The organism is Cupriavidus sp. FW305-26, from assembly GCF_058787975.1.
Window position 1 is genome coordinate 51,786 of record NZ_JBYTAH010000039.1, and the last position, 19,136, is coordinate 70,921.

At 61.2% G+C, this 19,136-nt stretch carries 16 protein-coding genes and 3 pseudogenes; 12 read left to right on the plus strand and 7 right to left on the minus strand.

Going from position 1 to position 19,136, the window contains the following annotated elements:
* Positions 1-5: 5 nt before the first annotated feature.
* Entirely contained in the window at positions 6-959 is a 954-nt protein-coding gene (locus tag AC3WQZ_RS20755; protein WP_454750235.1) for a Bug family tripartite tricarboxylate transporter substrate binding protein, read from the minus strand.
* A 124-nt stretch (positions 960-1,083) separates the two neighbouring features.
* On the opposite strand from AC3WQZ_RS20755, the gene AC3WQZ_RS20760 reads away from it, so the two are divergent.
* A complete protein-coding gene (locus tag AC3WQZ_RS20760; protein ID WP_153957004.1) occupies positions 1,084-2,010 on the plus strand; it encodes a LysR family transcriptional regulator in 927 nt (308 codons plus the stop codon).
* 375 nt (positions 2,011-2,385) lie between these two features.
* On the opposite strand, the gene AC3WQZ_RS20765 is transcribed toward AC3WQZ_RS20760, so the two are convergent.
* From AC3WQZ_RS20765 to AC3WQZ_RS20780, 4 genes are all read right to left on the minus strand, one after another.
* Complete coding sequence (locus tag AC3WQZ_RS20765) at positions 2,386-3,336, minus strand: Bug family tripartite tricarboxylate transporter substrate binding protein (protein WP_454750240.1); 951 nt, start codon at positions 3,334-3,336, stop codon at positions 2,386-2,388.
* 663 nt (positions 3,337-3,999) lie between these two features.
* Positions 4,000-5,013, minus strand: a complete 1,014-nt coding sequence (locus AC3WQZ_RS20770) for a tripartite tricarboxylate transporter substrate binding protein (protein WP_454750236.1) — start codon at positions 5,011-5,013, stop codon at positions 4,000-4,002.
* Between the two features lie 31 nt (positions 5,014-5,044).
* Positions 5,045-5,323: a muconolactone Delta-isomerase gene (gene catC / locus AC3WQZ_RS20775; protein WP_454750237.1), complete on the minus strand. Its 279-nt coding sequence runs from the start codon at positions 5,321-5,323 to the stop codon at positions 5,045-5,047.
* A 33-nt stretch (positions 5,324-5,356) separates the two neighbouring features.
* Complete coding sequence (locus tag AC3WQZ_RS20780; RefSeq protein WP_492301174.1) at positions 5,357-6,484, minus strand: muconate/chloromuconate family cycloisomerase; 1,128 nt, start codon at positions 6,482-6,484, stop codon at positions 5,357-5,359.
* A 114-nt stretch (positions 6,485-6,598) separates the two neighbouring features.
* Between AC3WQZ_RS20780 and AC3WQZ_RS20785 the strand changes: the two genes are divergently transcribed.
* On the plus strand, positions 6,599-7,492 hold the full coding sequence (locus AC3WQZ_RS20785; protein ID WP_454749719.1) for a LysR family transcriptional regulator: 894 nt from the start codon (positions 6,599-6,601) through the stop codon (positions 7,490-7,492).
* 300 nt (positions 7,493-7,792) lie between these two features.
* Here AC3WQZ_RS20785 and AC3WQZ_RS20790 read toward each other — a convergent pair whose 3' ends face one another.
* Complete coding sequence (locus tag AC3WQZ_RS20790; protein ID WP_029048042.1) at positions 7,793-8,716, minus strand: LysR family transcriptional regulator; 924 nt, start codon at positions 8,714-8,716, stop codon at positions 7,793-7,795.
* Positions 8,717-8,890: 174 nt separating this feature from the next.
* Between AC3WQZ_RS20790 and catA the strand changes: the two genes are divergently transcribed.
* The 8 genes and pseudogenes from catA to AC3WQZ_RS20830 form a co-directional block, all read left to right on the plus strand.
* Entirely contained in the window at positions 8,891-9,826 is a 936-nt protein-coding gene (gene catA / locus AC3WQZ_RS20795; protein ID WP_454749720.1) for a catechol 1,2-dioxygenase, read from the plus strand.
* Between the two features lie 105 nt (positions 9,827-9,931).
* Complete coding sequence (locus tag AC3WQZ_RS20800; protein WP_454749721.1) at positions 9,932-11,290, plus strand: SRPBCC family protein; 1,359 nt, start codon at positions 9,932-9,934, stop codon at positions 11,288-11,290.
* Positions 11,287-11,775: a benzoate 1,2-dioxygenase small subunit gene (benB, locus tag AC3WQZ_RS20805; protein ID WP_454749722.1), complete on the plus strand. Its 489-nt coding sequence runs from the start codon at positions 11,287-11,289 to the stop codon at positions 11,773-11,775. Before AC3WQZ_RS20800 ends, benB begins: the two co-directional genes overlap by 4 nt.
* 38 nt (positions 11,776-11,813) lie before the next feature.
* Entirely contained in the window at positions 11,814-12,836 is a 1,023-nt protein-coding gene (gene benC / locus AC3WQZ_RS20810; protein ID WP_454749723.1) for a benzoate 1,2-dioxygenase electron transfer component BenC, read from the plus strand.
* Entirely contained in the window at positions 12,833-13,609 is a 777-nt protein-coding gene (gene benD, locus AC3WQZ_RS20815) for a benzoate diol dehydrogenase BenD (protein ID WP_454749724.1), read from the plus strand. The genes benC and benD overlap by 4 nt, the downstream gene beginning before the upstream one ends.
* Positions 13,610-13,677: 68 nt before the next feature.
* Positions 13,678-13,767 (plus strand): annotated as a pseudogene (locus tag AC3WQZ_RS20820) (RidA family protein); the annotation flags it as partial.
* A gap of 198 nt (positions 13,768-13,965) precedes the next feature.
* Entirely contained in the window at positions 13,966-15,351 is a 1,386-nt protein-coding gene (locus AC3WQZ_RS20825) for an MFS transporter (protein WP_454749725.1), read from the plus strand.
* A gap of 267 nt (positions 15,352-15,618) precedes the next feature.
* Positions 15,619-15,951 (plus strand): annotated as a pseudogene (locus tag AC3WQZ_RS20830) (3-keto-5-aminohexanoate cleavage protein); the annotation flags it as partial.
* An 18-nt stretch (positions 15,952-15,969) separates the two neighbouring features.
* On the opposite strand, the gene AC3WQZ_RS20835 reads toward AC3WQZ_RS20830, so the two are convergent.
* A protein-coding gene (locus AC3WQZ_RS20835; RefSeq protein ID WP_492301177.1) for an IS3 family transposase occupies positions 15,970-17,531 on the minus strand; the annotation gives its coding sequence in 2 pieces (ribosomal slippage) (positions 15,970-17,093 and positions 17,093-17,531; 1,563 coding nt in all).
* Between the two features lie 57 nt (positions 17,532-17,588).
* On the opposite strand from AC3WQZ_RS20835, the pseudogene AC3WQZ_RS20840 reads away from it, so the two are divergent.
* Positions 17,589-18,107, plus strand: a pseudogene (locus AC3WQZ_RS20840) (beta-keto acid cleavage family enzyme); the annotation flags it as partial.
* Between the two features lie 498 nt (positions 18,108-18,605).
* Positions 18,606-18,875: a hypothetical protein gene (locus tag AC3WQZ_RS20845; RefSeq protein ID WP_454750382.1), complete on the plus strand. Its 270-nt coding sequence runs from the start codon at positions 18,606-18,608 to the stop codon at positions 18,873-18,875.
* The last annotated feature ends 261 nt before the right edge of the window (positions 18,876-19,136 follow it).

The window sequence follows — 19,136 nt, forward strand, 5'->3', positions numbered from 1 at the left end:
TGCAGTTATTCGGGCTGCAGTCCGGCATCCTTCACCAGGCGGCCATGGACCGCCAGTTGGTTTTTGATCAGACGACCGAACGCTTCAGGTGAAGAGGGCGTCAAAGGAAAGCCCAGCCGGTCCATCTGTTCGCGTACCTTCGGATCGTTCATCGCGGCAACGAATGCCTGGTTCAGACGAGCCACGACGTCCTTGGGCATGCCCGCCGGCCCGACCAGACCCGCCCACGGCATGATCTCCAAATCCTGCATGCCGGCCTCGCGCAGCGTCGGCACATCGGGAAGCAGGCTGTTTCGCTGGGCATTGATGGACACCAGTGCGCGCAGTTTGCCCTCGCGCAGATAGGACGCGCCGATGGTCGTACCGATCATGGCCTGGGTGCGGCCGGCGATCAGATCCAGCATGGCCGGCGGCTCGCCCTTGTAGGGAACCTGGGTCAACTCGATGCCAGTGAGTGTCTTGAAGTGCGAGAACGCGACCACGCCAGTGTTGTTGCCGGTGCCGTAACTTAGCTTGCCGGGATTGGCCTTGGCGTAGGCAAGGAACTCTTTGAGGTTGCTGGCCGGGACGGCAGGGTTCACATACAGGAAAAAGCCGAAGCGACCGACATCGGTAATGGGCGTGAAATCGGTCAGCACGTCGTAGGGCGGCTTCTTGCGCAGCGCCGGCACCAACGACAGGTTGCCCGACGTGGCGAGCAGCAAACGGTAGCCGTCCGGTGTCGCCCGGGCTACCTCCTGCGCGGCCACTTGCCCTTCCGCGCCTGGCTTGTTGTCGATCACGATGGGCTGGCCAAGCTGGGCTGATGCCGCCTGGCCGACCACGCGGGCCACTGTATCCGTCGTCGCGCCGGCGGGAAACGGCACCACTAGCGTGATGGGTCTGACGGGATACTCGGCCTGCGCATTCGTTGCGATTGTCGCACTACAAAGCAGTAGCGCGGGTATGATCCGCTTCATGTCTCCTCCGCCTTTTAACCAGCAAACTGGGCTTTGGGAGAGTATTGCATCCACATTTCAGGCACGTAAGCCTGCGCTTGCGCACAGGTGCGTTGCGCGCAGCGCACCAATTGCCGCTCAAACCATGGAACTCGACGCTTACTTGTTTTTCGCCACGGTCGTGGAATCTGGCAGCTTCATGAATGCTTCGCTCAAGCTTGGCATTGACCGCTCCAATGTCAGCCGACGTATCCGTAAGCTGGAGCGCGATGTGGAGGCGCAGCTAGTACGGCGGAGCACGCGCCGCATGAGTCTGACGGAAATAGGCGAGGCGTTTTACGCGCAATGCGCCGTCATCCGCGCCGAGGTAGAGCGCGCGGACGAACTACTGCACACCTTCGGCACTTCCATCCGCGGTCCATTGCGTGTGAGCTGTCCACCGGCGGTCGGTCGGCTGTACTTGACCGCCATGTTTGCCGAGTTCTGCAATCTGTATCCCAAGGTATCGCTGTCGGTGAGCTTTAAGGGCGGTGCCGTGGACCTGATGGAAAATGATCTCGACCTGGCATTGCGGGTCACCAATGACCCCGGCGAACATTGTGTGGCGCGTGCCCTCGGGCCGATCGAATGGATGCTATGCGCGAATCCCGCGTATTTGGAGCGGCATGGTCGACCGGTCACGCCGGAGGACTTGGCGTCTCATACCTGCCTTGGCGTGCGCACACGTGTGGGGCTGGAATATGTGCGAGAAGGCAGTGACCTCGTGCACCGGGTTTCCATCCAACCGCATTTGGAGTGCTCGGACTATGGTTTCCTTGGCGAAATGGCTGCGGCAAAGCTCGGCATTGGCTTGCTGCCTTCGTATGTCGCAGTAGAACATCTGCAAAGCGGCAGGCTGGAAACCGTCCTAAACGAATACAGGCTAACCCGTTCGCCTGGCAGCACACTGTACGCGATCACGCTCCCTAACCGCTACACGCCGCCGCAATTGCGAGCATTTATTGACTTTCTGAAATCCAGATTCGAGCAGGGCTTGCCTTGGGAGAAAGACTTGATGCGAACAGGCGCATAGCCCCCGCGAGTGCAAGGCCCAGCTGGCAGCTGCTATGCTTCGAGTCTGGGCAAAAAGGGGCAGCTGAAGCCTGAACAGCGCGAAGCATGCTCGTTCATCGCGGCGAGTTTGTAGCTGCGTTGGAGGTGCCGATGCGGCGAGACGCTGCCCAAATGGGCCTCGCGAGCCCAAAAGCAAGCGGGAGGAGCTAAGCCCCCGATCACTGGAGCAAAGGTTTAGCCAGCTGAAGGGGCGGCCAGCTTCGACTCGACGTTGGTCACGTTCGAGCTTCGCGTTGCAAGCTGCCGGCTTGTTGCGGATCTCACGGTGAGCCAGGTATGCAGTTTTGTCGCTTATGTCTCTCTCTCAAAAGAGGCTCAGCAGTCGATTGCAGGCTTATTCCAGCGGAATGCCGGTGTCCTTGACCACGCGTGCCCAACGCTCGCGCTCGCTCTTGATGAAATTTCCGAAATGCGTGGGCGTATCGCCGCCGGGCACGCCGCCCAAATCAGCCAGGCGTGATTTGACCTCGGGCTCGGCGAGGATGATAGCCACGGTCCTCTGCAGCCTGTCGATCACGGCCGGCGGCGTGCCTGCCGGAGCCATCAGGCCAAACCACGCAGTCACCTGGAAGTCCTCCAAACCGGCCTCCTTCATGGTAGGCACGTCTGGCAGCTCGGGGACGCGGTTCGCGCTGGTCACGGCCAGTGCCCGCAATTTGCCCGACTGGATATGAGGCAGGGAGCTGGGGAGATTATCCACCATCATGGTTACCTGGCCGGCAACCAAGTCGGCCACGGCCGGTGCCGCGCCCTTGTAGGGCACATGGATAATATCAATACCGGTGCGCTTGCGGAACAGCTCGCCAGACAAATGGACCGACTGGCCAGTGCCCGACGAGGCGAAGGAGAGCTTGCCGGGCTGGGCCTTGGCCAGCGCTACCAGCTGGGCCACCGTACGCGCCGGCACATTCGCATTTACCACAAGAACGTTGGGGACCGACACCACCATGGTGACCGGCGCAAAGTCCTCCGCACGATAAGGCAGTTGCCGGTACAAGCTATAGTTGATCGCATTGGGTCCGATATTGCCCATCATCAGGGTGTAGCCGTCGGGAGCAGATTGCTTGAGCGCCTGCACGCCAATGATGCCGGCGCCGCCGGCACGGTTTTCTACCACTACCGGCTGGCCCAGGAGTTCGGCCATGCGTTTGCCAACCAGACGCGACGCGATATCCGTGGTACCACCCGCTGCCGCAGGCACGATCAGCCGGATCGGCTTGTCAGGGTATGCCGCCAGCGCAGCGCCGGGCTCGGCCAATGCCACCACACCAACAGCCCACGTCATCCCGGCTGTCGCCAATACCAGCCTGGCGATTGCCACCCGCAGCATTTCAAGGCCTTGCTTCATCGTCGTCTCCCTAGTTGATCACGCCAAAGCGTGCGCCGCCTTTTATTAGATTTGCACCATAGGCGTGCCAAATACAGTAGGGCGACAGCGGTGACATTGGAATTCACAATTCACAAACGAGGCCTTCGACTTGACGAAACGCATGATCCCGACAGCAAAGAACCTGCCGGCCCCATTTCCGTTCCGACCCGAGCGAGGTCAGCCCAATACTGGCGTCCAGGCAGACTTGCATGGATGATCTCAGCACCGATCGCTGAAAACGGGAAAACAATTGCTGAGTTCATGAAGTGCGCCTTGTCGCATCTTCGAGCGCACCGGCTGCTACGGAGGAGGCCGTGCAGACCGACAATCTGCGCCTCCCGATCGAGAGGCCCGCGACGTGCCCAGTCGCATGCGAGAGCGGTTGGGTGCGACCTGACCCGCCTCAGCAGAACGGCGGTGTCCCGTCCGTCGCGCTCCTGACGATGGATATGGTTTTCCCCGAGCGACTTGCCGCCCTGGCCCTCGGCAACGCCCGACAGAGGCATTGCCAAATTGCGCGAAGCGTTGCGTGGTCGCATTACCGAGCATCATCGCACTAGGCTCAGACTGCACTGGAGATCAATCGGCGCGGATCCCGCGCGCCCGGATCAGCTCGCCCCACTTGGCGGTCTCACGCGCCAGGTGGTCGCGTAGTGCTGCCGGGGTACTGCCAATCGGCTCCGCGCCAATCGCCGCCAGCCGTTTCTGCACGGCAGGATTGCGTAGCGCATCGAGCATGGCTTGGTTCAGCTTCTCAATGGCGGCGGAAGGCGTGCGTGCCGGAACAAAGGCGGCGAACCACGGCGATAGCTCATAGCCAGCCAACCCGGACTCGGCTACGGTAGGCACATTGGGCAGCGCCGTCGAGCGCTTGGTGGTCGTTACCGCGATGGCGGTGAGTTTGCCGGAATCGATATGCGGCTTTGCCGAGGTAATGCTGTCGAACATGTAGTCGACCTGGCCGCCAAGCAGGTCAGTCATCGCCGGTCCACTGCCTTTGTAGGGAACGTGCAGCAGGTCGACGCCCGCCATGGACGTGAACAACTCGCCCGCCAGGTGGATCGAGGTGCCGTTTCCCGCCGACGCATAGGTGTACTTGCCCGGCCGCGCCTTGGCATTGGCCACCACCTCCGCTACCGTCTTCGCTGGCGTCTTGGCCTTGCTCGCAACCAGTACATTGGGTACCACAGCCAGCAGCGACACCGGGGCAAAGTCCTTCACCGGGTCGTAGCTGAGCTTGCCGTACAGGGCGGGATTCACCGCCATGCCGTTGGCCACGATGATCATGGTGTAGCCGTCGGCCGGCGCGCGCGCCACCAGTTCCGCGCCAATGTTGCCGCCGGCGCCGGGGCGATTCTCCACCACGATGGCCTGACCGAGCGTCCCCGACATATCTTCACCCAGCGTGCGCGCGATGTTGTCCATCGCGCCGCCGGCGGGGAAGGGCACGATCCAGCGGATCGGGTGGTCGGGCCACGCGGCGTGGGCGGGCGCGCTGGCCGCGGCCAGGGCGAGCATCAGCGCGGCGGCGTTGGTGCGGGCCTCAGGTGTGGTCAATGGCTGCGGGAACAGCCGTTGCAGCAGGGATTTCATTTGTCTCCGTTTTGTCTTTTGATTGAATCGTTCAGCGTATCGACGACGGATGCCTGGCCAGCGGCGTCACCGCGAGCTTCATGTACGGGAACAGCGGCAGGCCGGCCAGCAGCGTGTGCAGTTCGTCGTTGGATTCGACATCGAAGATGCTGTAGTTGGCGTATTCGCCCACCACGCGGTAGAGCTGCTGCCACTTGCCCTGGCGCTGCAGGTCTTGCGCGTAGGCCTTCTCGCGCGCCTTTATCTCATCGGCCTGGGCCGCAGGCATGTCGTGCGGCAGGTTGACGTCCATTCGTACCAGATAAAGCATGAGCGTTTCTCCGATCGTGTTGGGAGGCTGATTTCAGCCTTGCTTGCGGCGATAGTGCGCCAGCTTGTCCTCGTCCAGCGCGAGCCCAAGGCCCGGCCCCTGCGGCAAGTGCAGCGCGAAATCCCGGTACTCCGGCCGCGCCGTGACGATATCGTCCTTGAGCAGCAGCGGCCCGAACAGTTCCGTGCCCCACGCGAGCTGCGGTAGCGTGCAGAAGCCATGCGCGGCGGCGATGGTGCCCACGCTGCCTTCCAGCATGGTGCCGCCATAGAGCGCGATGCCGGCGGCATCGCCCACGGCCGCGGTGCGCAGCATGCCGAAGATGCCGCCAGACTTGGCGATCTTCAGGGCAAACACGTCGGCGCCGCCAATGCGTGCCAGCTCCATCGCGTCTTCCGGCCCGCACACCGCCTCGTCGGCCATGATCGGCACGACAAAGCGGGCGGCCAGCCGGGCCAGCGCGGCACGCTGTTCGCGCGGCGTGGGTTGTTCGATCAGGTCGATGCCTGCGGCTTCCAGCATGGCGATGCCGGTGGCGGCCTCGGCCTCGTTCCAGGCCTGGTTCACGTCAACGGTCACGCGGGCACGCTCGCCCAGCGCGCGCTTGATCGCGGCCACGTGGGCCACGTCGTCGCGCACGGCGCGGCGGCCGATTTTGAGCTTGAAGGTGTTGTGGCGGCGGGCTTCCAGCAGTTGCTCGGCCTCTGCGATATCGCGCCCGGTATCGCCGCTGGCCAGGGTCCATAGCGCCGGCAGCGTGTCGCGCACGGCGCCGCCCAGCAGCGTGGCCAGCGGCACGCCGAGGCGCTTGCCCTGCGCATCCAGCAATGCGGTTTCAAGGGCGCACTTGGCGAAGCGGTTGCCGCGCGCCACCTTATTCAGGCGCGCCATGGCCGCATGCACGTTGGCGGCGTCCTGGCCGACCAGCGCCGGGGCCAGGTAGGTGTCGATGGTGAGTTTGATGCCTTCGGGACTTTCGTCGCCGTAGGACAGGCCACCGATAGTAGTGGCCTCGCCGATACCTTCAATGCCGTCGCTGCACTGCAGCCGCACGATAACCAGCGTCTGCTGCTGCATGGTCGCCATGGCGAGCTGGTGTGCGCGGATGGTCGGTAGATCGACCAGGATTGCTTCGACTGCCGTAACCGTTGCATGGGTCATTCGATACCTTTTCGGTGCAATTTGAGTTGCCTCTGAGTATGCATCTCGACCGTATGGGTGTCCAAGACCATTCGTGTCTGATAGCATACCGTACAGGTATTTTTGGGATCCGATATGGAGCTTCGCCACTTACGCTATTTCCAGACCGTCGCTCAGGAGTTAAATGTGACGCGGGCGGCTTCGATCTTGCATATGGCCCAGCCGCCGTTGTCCCGCCAGATCCGGCAGTTCGAGGATGAAATCGGCGTGGAGCTCTTTCACCGCGTCGGTCGCGGAATGCGCCTGACCGAGGCTGGGCGTTTCTTGTTGGAGCAATCGCTGCAAATGACCCAGCGGCTGGAGGAAACCATCGAGGCCACGCGGCGTATCGGTCGCAACGAAAAGCGCTGGTTTGGCATTGGCTTCGTGCCGTCGGTACTGTATGGCTTCTTGCCAGAGCTGATTCGCGAACTGCGCGGTACCGATAGCCAAGTGGAAGTAGGGCTCAGCGAAATGATCACGGTTCAGCAAGCGACCGCACTCAAGGCCGGGCGCATTGACCTGGCTTTTGGCCGCATTGCGTTGAACGATCCCGGCATCACGCAAACGGTTGTCATGAACGAGCCGTTAATCGCGGCGTTGCCGGCTGCCGTCGAGGTTCGAGGCGACGACGCGCTCACGCCGGAAGCGTTGGCGCGGCGGCCGTTTGTGCTTTACCCTGCGCGACCAAGGCCCAGCTACGCGGATCATCTGCTTTCACTCTTTCGCGCCCGCGGGCTGCAGTTGCGCGTGGTCCAGGAAGCGAATGAACTGCAAACCGCCCTGGGGCTAGTCGCCGCCGGTCTGGGCATCACCTTGGTGCCGGCCTCCGTACAACGCTTGCACCGCGACGACGTGCGTTATTACCCCATTGAAGCACCTGGTTTCGTCTCGCCTGTGATCATGAGCATGCGGGCCGGCGACACGTCGCCCTTCCTGGCGCGCGCGGTGGAATGGGTGTTGCAGCACACGGAGCTTCCTCAAGCATAGTGTCCTGGTTCTGGATCGGCGGCATATAAACATACCAACTGTCGCTTTTAGCTGGGCAGAAGCAACTTATCATCACGGCTTGGTCTACCCGGGGAGCGGCGTTACGCTCTTTTCCGGGGATGCATGTCAGCGGCGCAGTTGGGCCCTCTACTGTGGCCGGCGCGTGCATCGTCGCGTCCTGTTCGACCCGTCTTCACCAATGCCCTGAAAGCCGTCGCTTGAACGCAGGTGAAGGTTGGAGTTTTGCGCCGGCAATCTTCGGCTGTCCAAGACCATCATACCCCCAGAGGTATGACCGTTCTACGACCCCTTGTCCGTGCGAGGCACATAGGGAATTCCCTCTTCCTCGTAGAGTCGATAAATCAGTTCCAACATTTCCTTGATGTCACGCGACTCATCCATTGCACGCATACTCATGATGATTGGCGACGTGAGGGTTGGGTCATCCAGCTCCATGTAGCTCACGTCGTCGCGCTTCAGCCCATAGACGCTGCTCGGAACGACTGCTATCCCTTCTCCCGCCGCGACAAGCCCCAATGCGATCTGCAATTCGCGCACATCATAGATGCGGCGAGGCGCAAGGGCTCGCTCCTGGAAAGCCGACAGAACCTGGTCCGCGAAGCTTGGCCTCGGTGCTTTGGGGAAAACAATGAGTGTTTCGTAGATGAGGTCCCGAAGCGCGAGTATCGGCTTCGACGTCGAGAGCGGATGACCGACGGGAAGTGCAACGATCATTTTCTCCTCGCGGAGAGTCACCCGGCGGATGTTCGCATCCTCGTGTCGAATCCGGCCGAAGCCTACATCGATGCGTCCGTCCTTGAGCGCGCGAATCTGGTCCATCGTCGACATCTCGTGGAGGCTGAGCTCGACCGACTTGTTCTCGTCTCGGAATCGCCGAATGATCTTTGGCAGCATGCCGTAGAGCGTGGATCCCACAAAACCGACGGACAGACTGCGCTCGATGTTGCCCACGCGTCGCGTCATCGACTCCAACTCGTTCGTCTGCGCAATCAGATTCACCGCGTGCGAGTAAAAAAACTTGCCGGTCTCGGTGAGCTTGAGCGGACGAGAGCTCCGTTCGAATAGCTGTACCCCCAGCGCTTCTTCGAGCTGCTGTATTTGGCGGCTTAACGGCGGCTGCGCGATGTGGAGCCGCTTGGCTGCGCGCGTGAAGTTGCGTTCTTCTGCAACCGCTACAAAGTAGCGAAGATGTCGCAGCTCCATATGATACCTCCGGGATATGATCCGATACTAAAACGGTGTTGGACTGACCAGTTTGCCGTCCTCTATTCTGCCATCACGCTCTGTTTTAAGGCCGGATCATACCTTCTGAGTAAATTCAGATCCACCTGAAACGAGGGTTTACCCCAGCAAAACACAGAAAGTTTAGGAGCAGACATGAGTGTCAAAGTGTTCGACTCGAAGGAAGTGCAGGACCTGCTGAAGGCCGCTGCTAATCTGGGAAGCCAGGATGGCAACGCTCGTACCAAGCAGATTACTCATCGTCTGCTGAGCGACCTCTTCAAGGCCATCGACGATCTGGACATGACGCCCGACGAGATTTGGGCTGGTGTGAATTACTTCAACAAGCTGGGACAAGATGGTGAGGCGGCCCTCTTGGCCGCTGGCCTTGGTCTCGAGAAGTATCTTGACATCCGCATGGATGCAGAGGACCGTGAAGCTGACATCCACGGCGGCACGCCGCGCACGATCGAAGGCCCGCTGTATGTTGCTGGCGCCCCGGTGCGTGATGGCGTCTCTAAGATTGATCTCAATGCCGACGAAGACGCGGGTCCGCTCATCATCCGTGGCACGGTGACCGGACCGGACGGCAAGCCCGTGGCCGATGCGGTGGTCGAATGCTGGCACGCCAACTCCAAGGGCTTCTACTCGCACTTCGATCCGACCGGCGCGCAAGACGATTTCAACCTTCGTGGCGCGGTGAAGACCGGGGCTGACGGCAAGTACGAGTTTCGCACGCTGATGCCCGTTGGCTACGGCTGTCCGCCGCAAGGCGCCACGCAACAGTTGCTTGACGTGCTTGCCCGCCACGGCAACCGCCCGGCGCACGTACACTTCTTCGTAACGAGCGACAAGACTCGCAAGCTCACGACGCAGATCAATATCGAAGGCGATCCGCTGATCTGGGACGACTTCGCTTATGCGACGCGCGAAGAGCTTGTGCCGCACGTTGTCGAGAAGACGGGCGGTGCCGCGCTTGGCCTCAAGGGCGACGCGTACAAGGAAATCGAATTCAACATCGAGTTGACTCCGCTGGTGCAAGGCAAGGACAACCAGCTTGTGAATCGCCCGCGCGCCTCCGCCACGGCGTAACCCCTCACGCGGCGGCCGCTCTCGCCAGGCCGCCAGCTTCCTCGCACGAATTATCTGAACCGATGCCAAGGGCTTGACCACGAAGCCCGCATAGGGAGACGACTCATGTCCGCAACTATCGATAAAGCACGGCAACTGGACGATTTGCTGAGCAACGCCGTCCAGGACGACAAGGAAAACGGTGTGTTCCGCTGTCGCCGCGACATCTTCACGAACGCCGATTTGTACGAACTCGAGATGAAGCACATCTTCGAGAGCAACTGGGTCTACCTCGCGCACGAAAGCCAGGTACCGAACATCAACGATTACTACACGACGTGGATTGGTCGTCAGCCGATTGTCATCACGCGTGACAAGGCCGGTGAGTTGCACGCGGTCATCAACGCGTGCGCCCACAAGGGCGCCATGCTGTGCCGTCGCAAGCACGGCAACAAGGGCAGCTTCACCTGCCCGTTCCATGGCTGGACGTTCTCGAACGCCGGCAAGCTGCTGAAGGTAAAGGACGAGAAGACCACCGAGTATCCGGTGCAGTTCAACAAACAGGGGTCGCACGACCTGAAGAAGGTTGCGCGCTTCCAGAACTATCGGGGTTTCCTGTTCGGTAGCCTTAGCGAAGATGTGATGCCGCTCGAGGACTATCTCGGCGAGACGAAGGTCATCATTGACCAAATCGTCTCGCAGGCGCCGGATGGTCTCGAAGTGTTGCGAGGCAACTCTTCGTACATCTACGACGGCAACTGGAAGATGCAGATGGAAAACGGTTGTGACGGCTATCACGTCAGCACCGTGCACTGGAACTATGCCGCAACGATGGGCCGCCGCAATGTCGAAGGCACCAAGGCCGTCGATGCAAACGGTTGGAGCAAGTCGGTTGCCGGTGTGTATGGCTTCGAGCATGGCCATATCCTGCTTTGGACCAACACGATGAATCCTGAAGTGCGTCCTGTCTATCAACATCGCGACGAAATTGCGGCTCGTGTCGGCGAAGACAAGGCGAAGTACATCGTGAATCAGACACGAAACCTGTGCTTGTATCCGAACGTGTTCCTGATGGATCAGTTCAGTACCCAGATTCGTGTCGTCCGTCCGATCAGTGTCGACAAGACAGAGGTCAGCATCTTCTGCTTCGCACCGAAGGGCGAAAGCGCAGAAAGCCGCGCGATCCGCATTCGTCAATACGAAGACTTCTTCAACGTTTCGGGCATGGGCACCAGCGACGACCTCGAAGAGTTCCGTGCATGCCAGGCGGGCTACGCCAGCACGACGTCGATGTGGAACGACATGTCGCGCGGCGCACCGTTGTGGGTCCACGGACCTGACGCGAACGCGAAGGGCATGGGATTGAACCCACTGATATCTGGCGAGCGCAGCGAAGATGAAGGTCTCTTTGTGGTTCAACACGAATATTGGATGCGGGTGATGCGCGAAGCCCTGCGCAAAGAACAGGCGGAGGCAGCGGTATGAGCATCGGCTATCAAAAGGTCTGTAGCGCGCTCTATCAAGAGGCGCGCTTTCTGGATGACCGTCAGTGGGACGAGTGGTTGGCCTGCTACACAGCAGACGTCACCTACTGGATGCCTGCCTGGGATGACGATGACAAGCTTACCGAAGACCCGCAAAGCGAAATTTCTCTGATGTACTACGCGGACCGCGGCGGCCTGGAAGACCGGGTGTTCCGTATCAGAACCGAGCGCAGCAGCGCGTCGATGCCGGAACCGCGCACCAGCCACAACGTCACCAATGTCGAAGTGCTGGCGGAGCGGGATAACGAAGTCGACGTTCGATACAACTTCAACACGTTGAGCCATCGCTACAAGGTCACGGACCAGTATTTCGGCACCGCCTACGTCACCCTCCGCAAAGTTGACGACCGCTTGCTGATCTCGAGCAAGAAGATTGCGCTCAAGAATGACTATATCCGCCAAGTGCTGGACGTCTACCACGTCTGATGCCACCGGTTGGAATGAGAAAGGACGCAGGAGGTAACATGTCCAGCTACAACATCGCACTAAACTTTGAAGACGGCGTGACCCGCTTTGTCGAATGCAAGGCCGGCGAAAAGGTTCTCGATGCCGCTTTTCGCGCCAAGATTAATCTGCCGATGGATTGCTCCGACGGCGTGTGTGGCACCTGCAAGTGCCGCGCCGAGAGTGGCAGCTACGACTTGGGCGATGACTACATTGAGGACGCGTTGAGCGACGACGAGAAAGCTGGCGGTCTCGTGCTCACGTGCCAGATGGTGCCGCAGAGTGACTGCGTCATCGCAGTTCCGGCATCGTCGACGGTGTGCAAAACCGAGCAAAACAAGTTCGCTGCGACGGTCACGAAAGTCGAACAGCACAATGATGCGGCGGTGGTCCTTGAATTGGACGTGGACAGCATCCCTCCGGTCTTCCTCGCCGGCCAGTATGTGAACATCGACGTCCCCGGCAGCGGAAAGCATCGCTCGTACTCATTTTCGTCCGCGCCGGGCGCATCGAAAATCAGCTTCCTGATCAAGAAAATCCCTGGCGGCGTGATGAGTACCTGGCTCGAATCGGCGCAGCCAGGCCACAAGGTGCAACTGACGGGCCCCTTGGGCAGCTTCTACCTCCGGGCAGTGGAGCGTCCCTTGTTGTTCCTGGCTGGCGGCACGGGCTTGGCTCCCTTCCTGTCAATGCTGGAAGTTCTGGTTCGCGCGAACTCGGAGCAGAAGGTGCATCTCATCTACGGCGTGACACGAGACCTCGACCTGGTCCAGGTTGAGGCGATCCAGGCGTACGCCGCGAAGTTGCCGAACTTTACGTTCAGCACAGTGGTCGCGGAGGCGGAATCGAGCCATCCCCGCAAGGGCTGGGTGACCCAGCATATGCCGGCGGAATGTCTGAACGATGGTGATGTTGACGTGTACCTGTGCGGACCGCCGCCGATGGTCGACGCGGTGCGCAAGTATTTCGACGACAACGGCGTGAAGCCCAACAGCTTCCATTACGAGAAGTTCACGCCCAACGCAGCCCCGGTGACCCCATGAGCGCCAAGCGATTCGAAGGCAAGGTGATGGTGGTCACCGGTGCCGCCCAAGGTATCGGACGCGGCGTCGCTCTACGCGCTGCGGCTGAAGGTGCGAAGGTTCTGTTTGTCGACCGCGCCGACTTCGTCTCCGAGGTCGCAGCGGAAGCAGTGGGGGCCGACACTGCCGGCTTCATTGCCGACCTCGAGACTTATGGAGGTGCAGCCTCCACGATGGCATTCGCTGTGGCGAAGTTTGGTCGAATTGACATTCTGGTCAACGGCGTGGGCGGAGCCATTCGCATGCGGCCTTATGCTGAGTTCGAACCGGCTCAAATTGATGCGGAAATCCGCCGCTCGCTCATGCCGACCTTGTACGGCTGCCACGCGGTCCTTCCGCACATGCTCGCTCAAGGACGCGGAACCATCGTCAACGTTTCCTCGAATGCAACGCGCGGCATCCGCCGCGTGCCGTATTCGGCTGCAAAGGGCGGCGTCAACGCGTTAACGCAGTCGCTTGCGATGGAGTATGGCGAACACAACATCCGCGTGGTCGCTGCGGCACCGGGTGGAACCGAGGCGCCTCCCCGGCGCGTGCCTCGCAACGCGGCTGGAGATAGCGAGCAAGAGCAGGCCTGGATGAGCGAGGCGGTGACGCAGGTTGCTGAATCGACCTTCTTCAAACGCTACGGCACGCTCGACGAACAAATCGCGCCGATTCTTTTCCTTGCATCTGACGAAGCAGGCTACATCACAGGCGCTGTACTCCCGGTTGCGGGCGGCGACAACGGCTAGAACGCGTCGAAGAAGCGGCGATAGGAAACCGGACGGCGAGCTAACGGAGAGCTATTGTCCCAGCCGGGATGGAGGCGGTCCACAAAGAGATTCGTTACGCGCCTGCTGTGAAGGTCAGGAGCGCTGTGAGCGTCCCTGACCAGATGGGTCGTGACGCGATGGCGAGCTGAGGGCCTTCGTAGAGGGCCGCCTCGGCCTGCAACTATCCGCGCACCATCCTATTCCTGCCCACCCTGCCCAAGACGGCAACAGCAAGATCCAACTCTTCAGGCTCAGAGACCTGGAGGCGCGCGCGTGAACCGCAGTTGCCGCGGAGAACGCCGCGACCATTCCTAAAACAATGGAGGAGACAAAGCATGCGTCACATTGACGTTCACAAGCTCGCCGACGATGCGCGCTTCAACAGATTCCACGCTGGCCTGTTGTTCTGGTGCGCGCTCATCATCATCTTTGACGGCTATGACCTTGCCGTCGTGGGCATTGCGCTCCCATCCATCATGAAAGACATGGGCGTCGACGCGACCCGCGCCGGCTTCATGGTCAGTTCCGCGCTGTTCGGCATGATGTTCGGCGCCGTCATCATGGGTACGATTGCCGATCGCATTGGCCGGCCCAAAGCCATTGCAGTCTGTATTGCGCTCTTCAGCGTCTTTACTGCTGCGGCGGGAATGACGCATGATCCGGTCACGTTCAGCATTACCCGGTTCCTTGCCGGATTGGGCATCGGCGGTGTGATGCCCAATGTCGTCGCTCAGATGACAGAGTTCTCGCCGCGCAAGATCCGCGGAACCATGGTCACGCTGATGTTTAGCGGGTATTCCGTAGGCGGGATTCTCGCCGCAATCCTGGGCAAATCACTGATCGAGACGTACGGTTGGCAATCGGTATTCCTGGCTGCGAGCGTTCCCGTACTTATCATCCCTGCTGTGTTGAAGCTGATGCCGGAGTCACTGCCCTTCCTGATCCAACGCAATCGTCTGGACACTCTCAAAGCGGTACTGGCCCAGATGGAGCCCACCTACCGCGCTCAGACGACAGACCGGTTCGACTTGCCGCAGGCCGAGAAAGGATCCAGCGCTCCCATCAGCATGCTGTTCCGTGATGGCCGCGGATTCAGCACCGCGATGCTATGGGTCGCCTTCTTCATGTGCCTGTTCATGGTCTATGCATTGAGTTCCTGGCTCACGAAACTCATGGCTGGCGCGGGCTATAGCCTCGGCTCGGCACTGACGTTCGTGCTGGTGTTGAACTTTGGCGCGATGGCCGGCGCAATCGGAGGTGGTTGGCTGGCAGACAAGTTCAATATCAAATACGTGCTGGTTGGCATGTACGCACTCGCCGCGATATCGATCACGCTGCTTGGCTACAAGATGCCGACCGAGGCCTTGTTCGTCGTGGTTGCGCTCGCCGGAGCATCCACGATCGGCACGCAAATTGTGACGTACGCCTATGCAGGGCAGTTCTACCCAGCCACCGTCCGGGGCACGGGCATTGGCTGGGCCTCCGGTGTCGGCAGAAGCGGCGCAATCCTCGCGCCCATTGTCATCGGCGTGCTGGTAAGCATGTCCCTTCCGCTCCAGCAGAATTTCGCTGCAATGGCAGTGCCTGGTGTCATAGCAGTGCTGGCTGTGCTCCTGATTGACCATAAGCGGTCGGCATCGGTGATCGACAGCAGGTCGAGCCAGGGCGAAGAGGATTCGGAACGGACGGTCGTTCTACGCGCCCAACACCGAAAATCCTGAGATAGGACAGCCAGGATGTGCGACGCCTATCTTCTTGGCGATTCGGGCCTGGGAGAAAAAGGGCAGGCTCTCGCGGAGACGAAAAGCCTGCCATCGCAGACCCAATCAGTATTGGACGAAGCCAGGCTGCCCGCACACGATGCGTGCAAATTGCCGACCAATACAAACGAAGACGGCGCCAAGCCAGCGCAGAGGTCGCCTTATCGGTGACCCTGGAGGTGCAAAGAGTATGCCACGCCCATCCTACCCAATTTACTGAAATCAATCATGAGCAAGCCTTGCATTATTTCTGTTGCGATCACGGGATCACTGCCGCGCAAAATAGACAATCCGGCTGTACCCATCACAGTGAGCGAGCAGGTGGAGTCGACCCAGGCGGCATTCGAAGCCGGGGCGACCCTGGTCCATCTTCACGTACGCAACGATGACGAAACTCCCACGTCAAATCCCGATCGTTTCGCCCTGGTGCTGGAGGGCATTCGCAAGTACGCGCCGGGCATGATCACCCAGGTGTCCACCGGGGGCCGCTCTGGGGCCGGCAATGAGCGAGGTGCCATGCTGTCCCTGCGGCCGGACATGGCATCCCTGCGGCGCGCGTCAAGGTAGTTGTCGCCTCAGTCATGCAGCCAACGGCTGTATTTCTTCGGTCTGTGATGCCATGGCCACCACCGAGTCCCGTTCAGGGTTAAGCGTCACGGCGCCGACGGGCGTCCAGTTACGCGTGCTGCCTGACCAGCGCGCCGGGTTGCGTTCGCGGGCCAGAAGGTAGACTGCATGCCGAGCCGCGAGGATCTTCCGGTCATCGCCGACGTGCCGCTGCGATGGGCTGACATAGCGGATGCCGCTATGGCGGTGGTCAACGTTGTACCAACGCACGAAGTGGGTCGCCCAGGCCCGGGCTGCGTCCAGATCGACGAAGCCATTGACAGGGAACTCTGGCCGATACTTGGCGGTTCGGAACAGCGACTCTGCATAGGCGTTGTCGTCGCTCACGCGCGGCCTGGAGTACGAGGGCTTCACACCCAGCCAGTACAGCATGGCCAGCACGGTCGTGGCCTTGAGCGTGGCGCCGTTGTCGCCGTGCAGCACCGGCTTGACGGGCATGGTGGCGATGCCCTCGGCCAGCGCCGTGCGGCGCACCAGATGGGCGGCGTGCAGCGAGTCGTCGCTGTCGTGCACTTCCCAGCCCACGATCTTGCGGCTGTAGAGGTCCAGAATCAGATACAGGTGGAACCATTGCCCGGTCACGGTGGCCGGCAGGTAGGTCATATCCCAGCACCAGACCTGGCGCGGCGCCGTGGCGATGTGCGTGGTCGGCGGCCGGATGACCTTGGGGGCCTTGGCTCGACCGCGGTGCTCGGTCTGGCCGTGTTCACGCAGCACGCGAGCAAAGCTCGACTCGCTGGCAATGTACACACCTTCGTCGGCCAGCATGGGCACGATGCGCGCTGGCGGCATATCGGCGAAGCGCGCCTCGTTGGCTACGCTCAACAGCGTGGCGCGCTCGGCCGGGCTCAAGGCATGGGCAGGTGCCGGACGCGCTGCGTCCGGCCTGCGATCGCCCGATGTGAGGCCTTCCCCGGCCTTCCAGCGCTGCAGCGTGCGCAGGTCGATGCCGGCGGTCTCGCACGCCAGGCGCAACCGAGCGCCATCGGTGTGCGCCACGCGGATGTTCTGGGCCACGAATTGGCGATCTTCGAGGCCGATCATTCGTCCTCGCCCTTGTGGAAGATCGCCTCGAGTTTTTTTGAGAGCACCAGCAAGGCCGCCGTCTCGGCCAGCGCCGCATTCTTGCGGCGCAGATCGCGCTCGAGTTCCTTGATGCGGCGCCGGTCCTGCTTGGTCTGGCTTGGGCTGGCGCGCGCCTCATCCGGCTCGGCCAGCGCCTGCGTCGCGCTCTGCCGCCAGTTGACCAGATCCTGCAGATACACCCCGTTGGCACGACACCAGGCGCTCTTGGCTGCCTCGTCCATGGCGGCGGTGGTCAGCACCGCGTCGAACCGGGCGGGCGCTGTCCAAGCCCGCTCGCGAGCGGGCTTGGACAGCGACTCACTGCGCCAACGCTCAAGCGTATCCACACCCACGCCAATCTCGCGCCCAACGTCTTCCGGCGATGCGCTCTCGGGCGGCAGCATGCGCGCCACAGCCCTGTCCTTGAATTCTTTTCCGTACCTGGCCACTCTCGTCCTTCATCCTCGCCCCCGGGGTTTTGATTCTATCGGGGCGACAACCATTCTGACGCGGGGGGCCTGGCCACCGGCTCCGTCAACTTCCCGACCCGGGTCTATGACAATGCTCCGGACCTGGTCGACTGGCTCGCCGCCGAAATGAAAACCTACGGCATTAAGCCCGAAGTCGAGGCGTTTGACCTGTCGATGATCTTCCAGGCCGCGGCTATGCAGGCAGCGGGCGCGATCGTGGGTCCCCTGCATATCCAATTTGTGATGGGCATCAAGAACGCAATGCCTGTCGATCGCGAAGTGCTTGAATTCTACGTTCGTACCCTCAAGCGCCTTTCGCCCGACGCGACGTGGACCGGCGCAGGCATCGGTCGAGATCAACTGACGATGGCTCGCTGGTCTCTCGAACTAGGGGGCCACTGCCGCACCGGGCTCGAGGACAATGTGCGGATGGACAAGCATACGCTCGCCCCGTCCAACGCGGCGCTTGTGCGCCAGGTCGCCGAGCTGTGCGAGGAATATGGTCGCCCCGTCGCGACTGCAGCCCAGGCTCGCGAGATCCTGAGTTTGTGCTGAGCACATTCCCACATCGCTCACCACAATCGCTACCGCTTAACCTCAGGCTGATCGAGTCCGCCAAGGTTTCCGCCGCCTCTGGCGTCTCGCAACATTCCATGCAGCAGTCCATTCCTGCAGCTGCGATTGCATAGGGCTGAACATCCGCATGACCCTTGACTTTCTAAAGGATGTCGCGATCGCTCTCGGTCCAGATGAACGGGCTGCCTATGTCGGCGGCCACCGAACAGGGCAGCGGGGCGGCGCTCCGATTGGGCCGATCTGGCCCCACAGACGTTGTTGTGCAACTGCCGTTCCCATCGCCCCCGGGGAATTTCCGATTACGGCCGGCAGCTTGTGCGTAAACAAATTCTTGCCATATGGGCGATTGCCGCGCAAAAGTCGCCGTGCCGTGCTTCAACGGTAACCACGTCGATTGACTCGCGAGGCACCGGCCTCCAACGGAAGGCTTGTCACTCTGTGAGATGGGGCTGGGCCTGGGCTGATGGCGCGGGCCCGGTGGCACTCGGCGATCTCGTGTTGTTGCGTGCTGATTTTCGCGGTGCCATCTTCAACAGCAGCGTGGCCGGCATCGCGGGCATCGCGTTTGCGCTGGCCTGGACGCTCGTGGTACGTCCGTTCGGTACGCAGGTTGCCACGCGCCGCCTTGTGTGTGGCGGCTGGGGCGATATCGGCGAAAACGCAATGGGCACGCGCACCCATCCCATACCCAACTGCGGCCCGCATGCTGGACCGCCTCGCGCTCCGGAGAAGCTTGATGCCCGGTGAAATCAGCATCTATGGCGTATTCGTTCCAGAGAGTGAGCCGCCACTTGCTCAGACTGCCTTTCGGGGGCCCGCTTGTGGCGGCTTATGCATTGATTCTTCGTCCGCGCGGTGAAACTGGCCTTCCCCTAAAGTTCATTTCACGCCCAACCATGCCATCATCAATCCAGGCTGCCCGGTTCTAACCCATGCGGTTATACACAACTGTCCCCATCGTCGACGGATCGTAACCCTCGCAAAGTCTTCGCAGCGACATGAACTTCT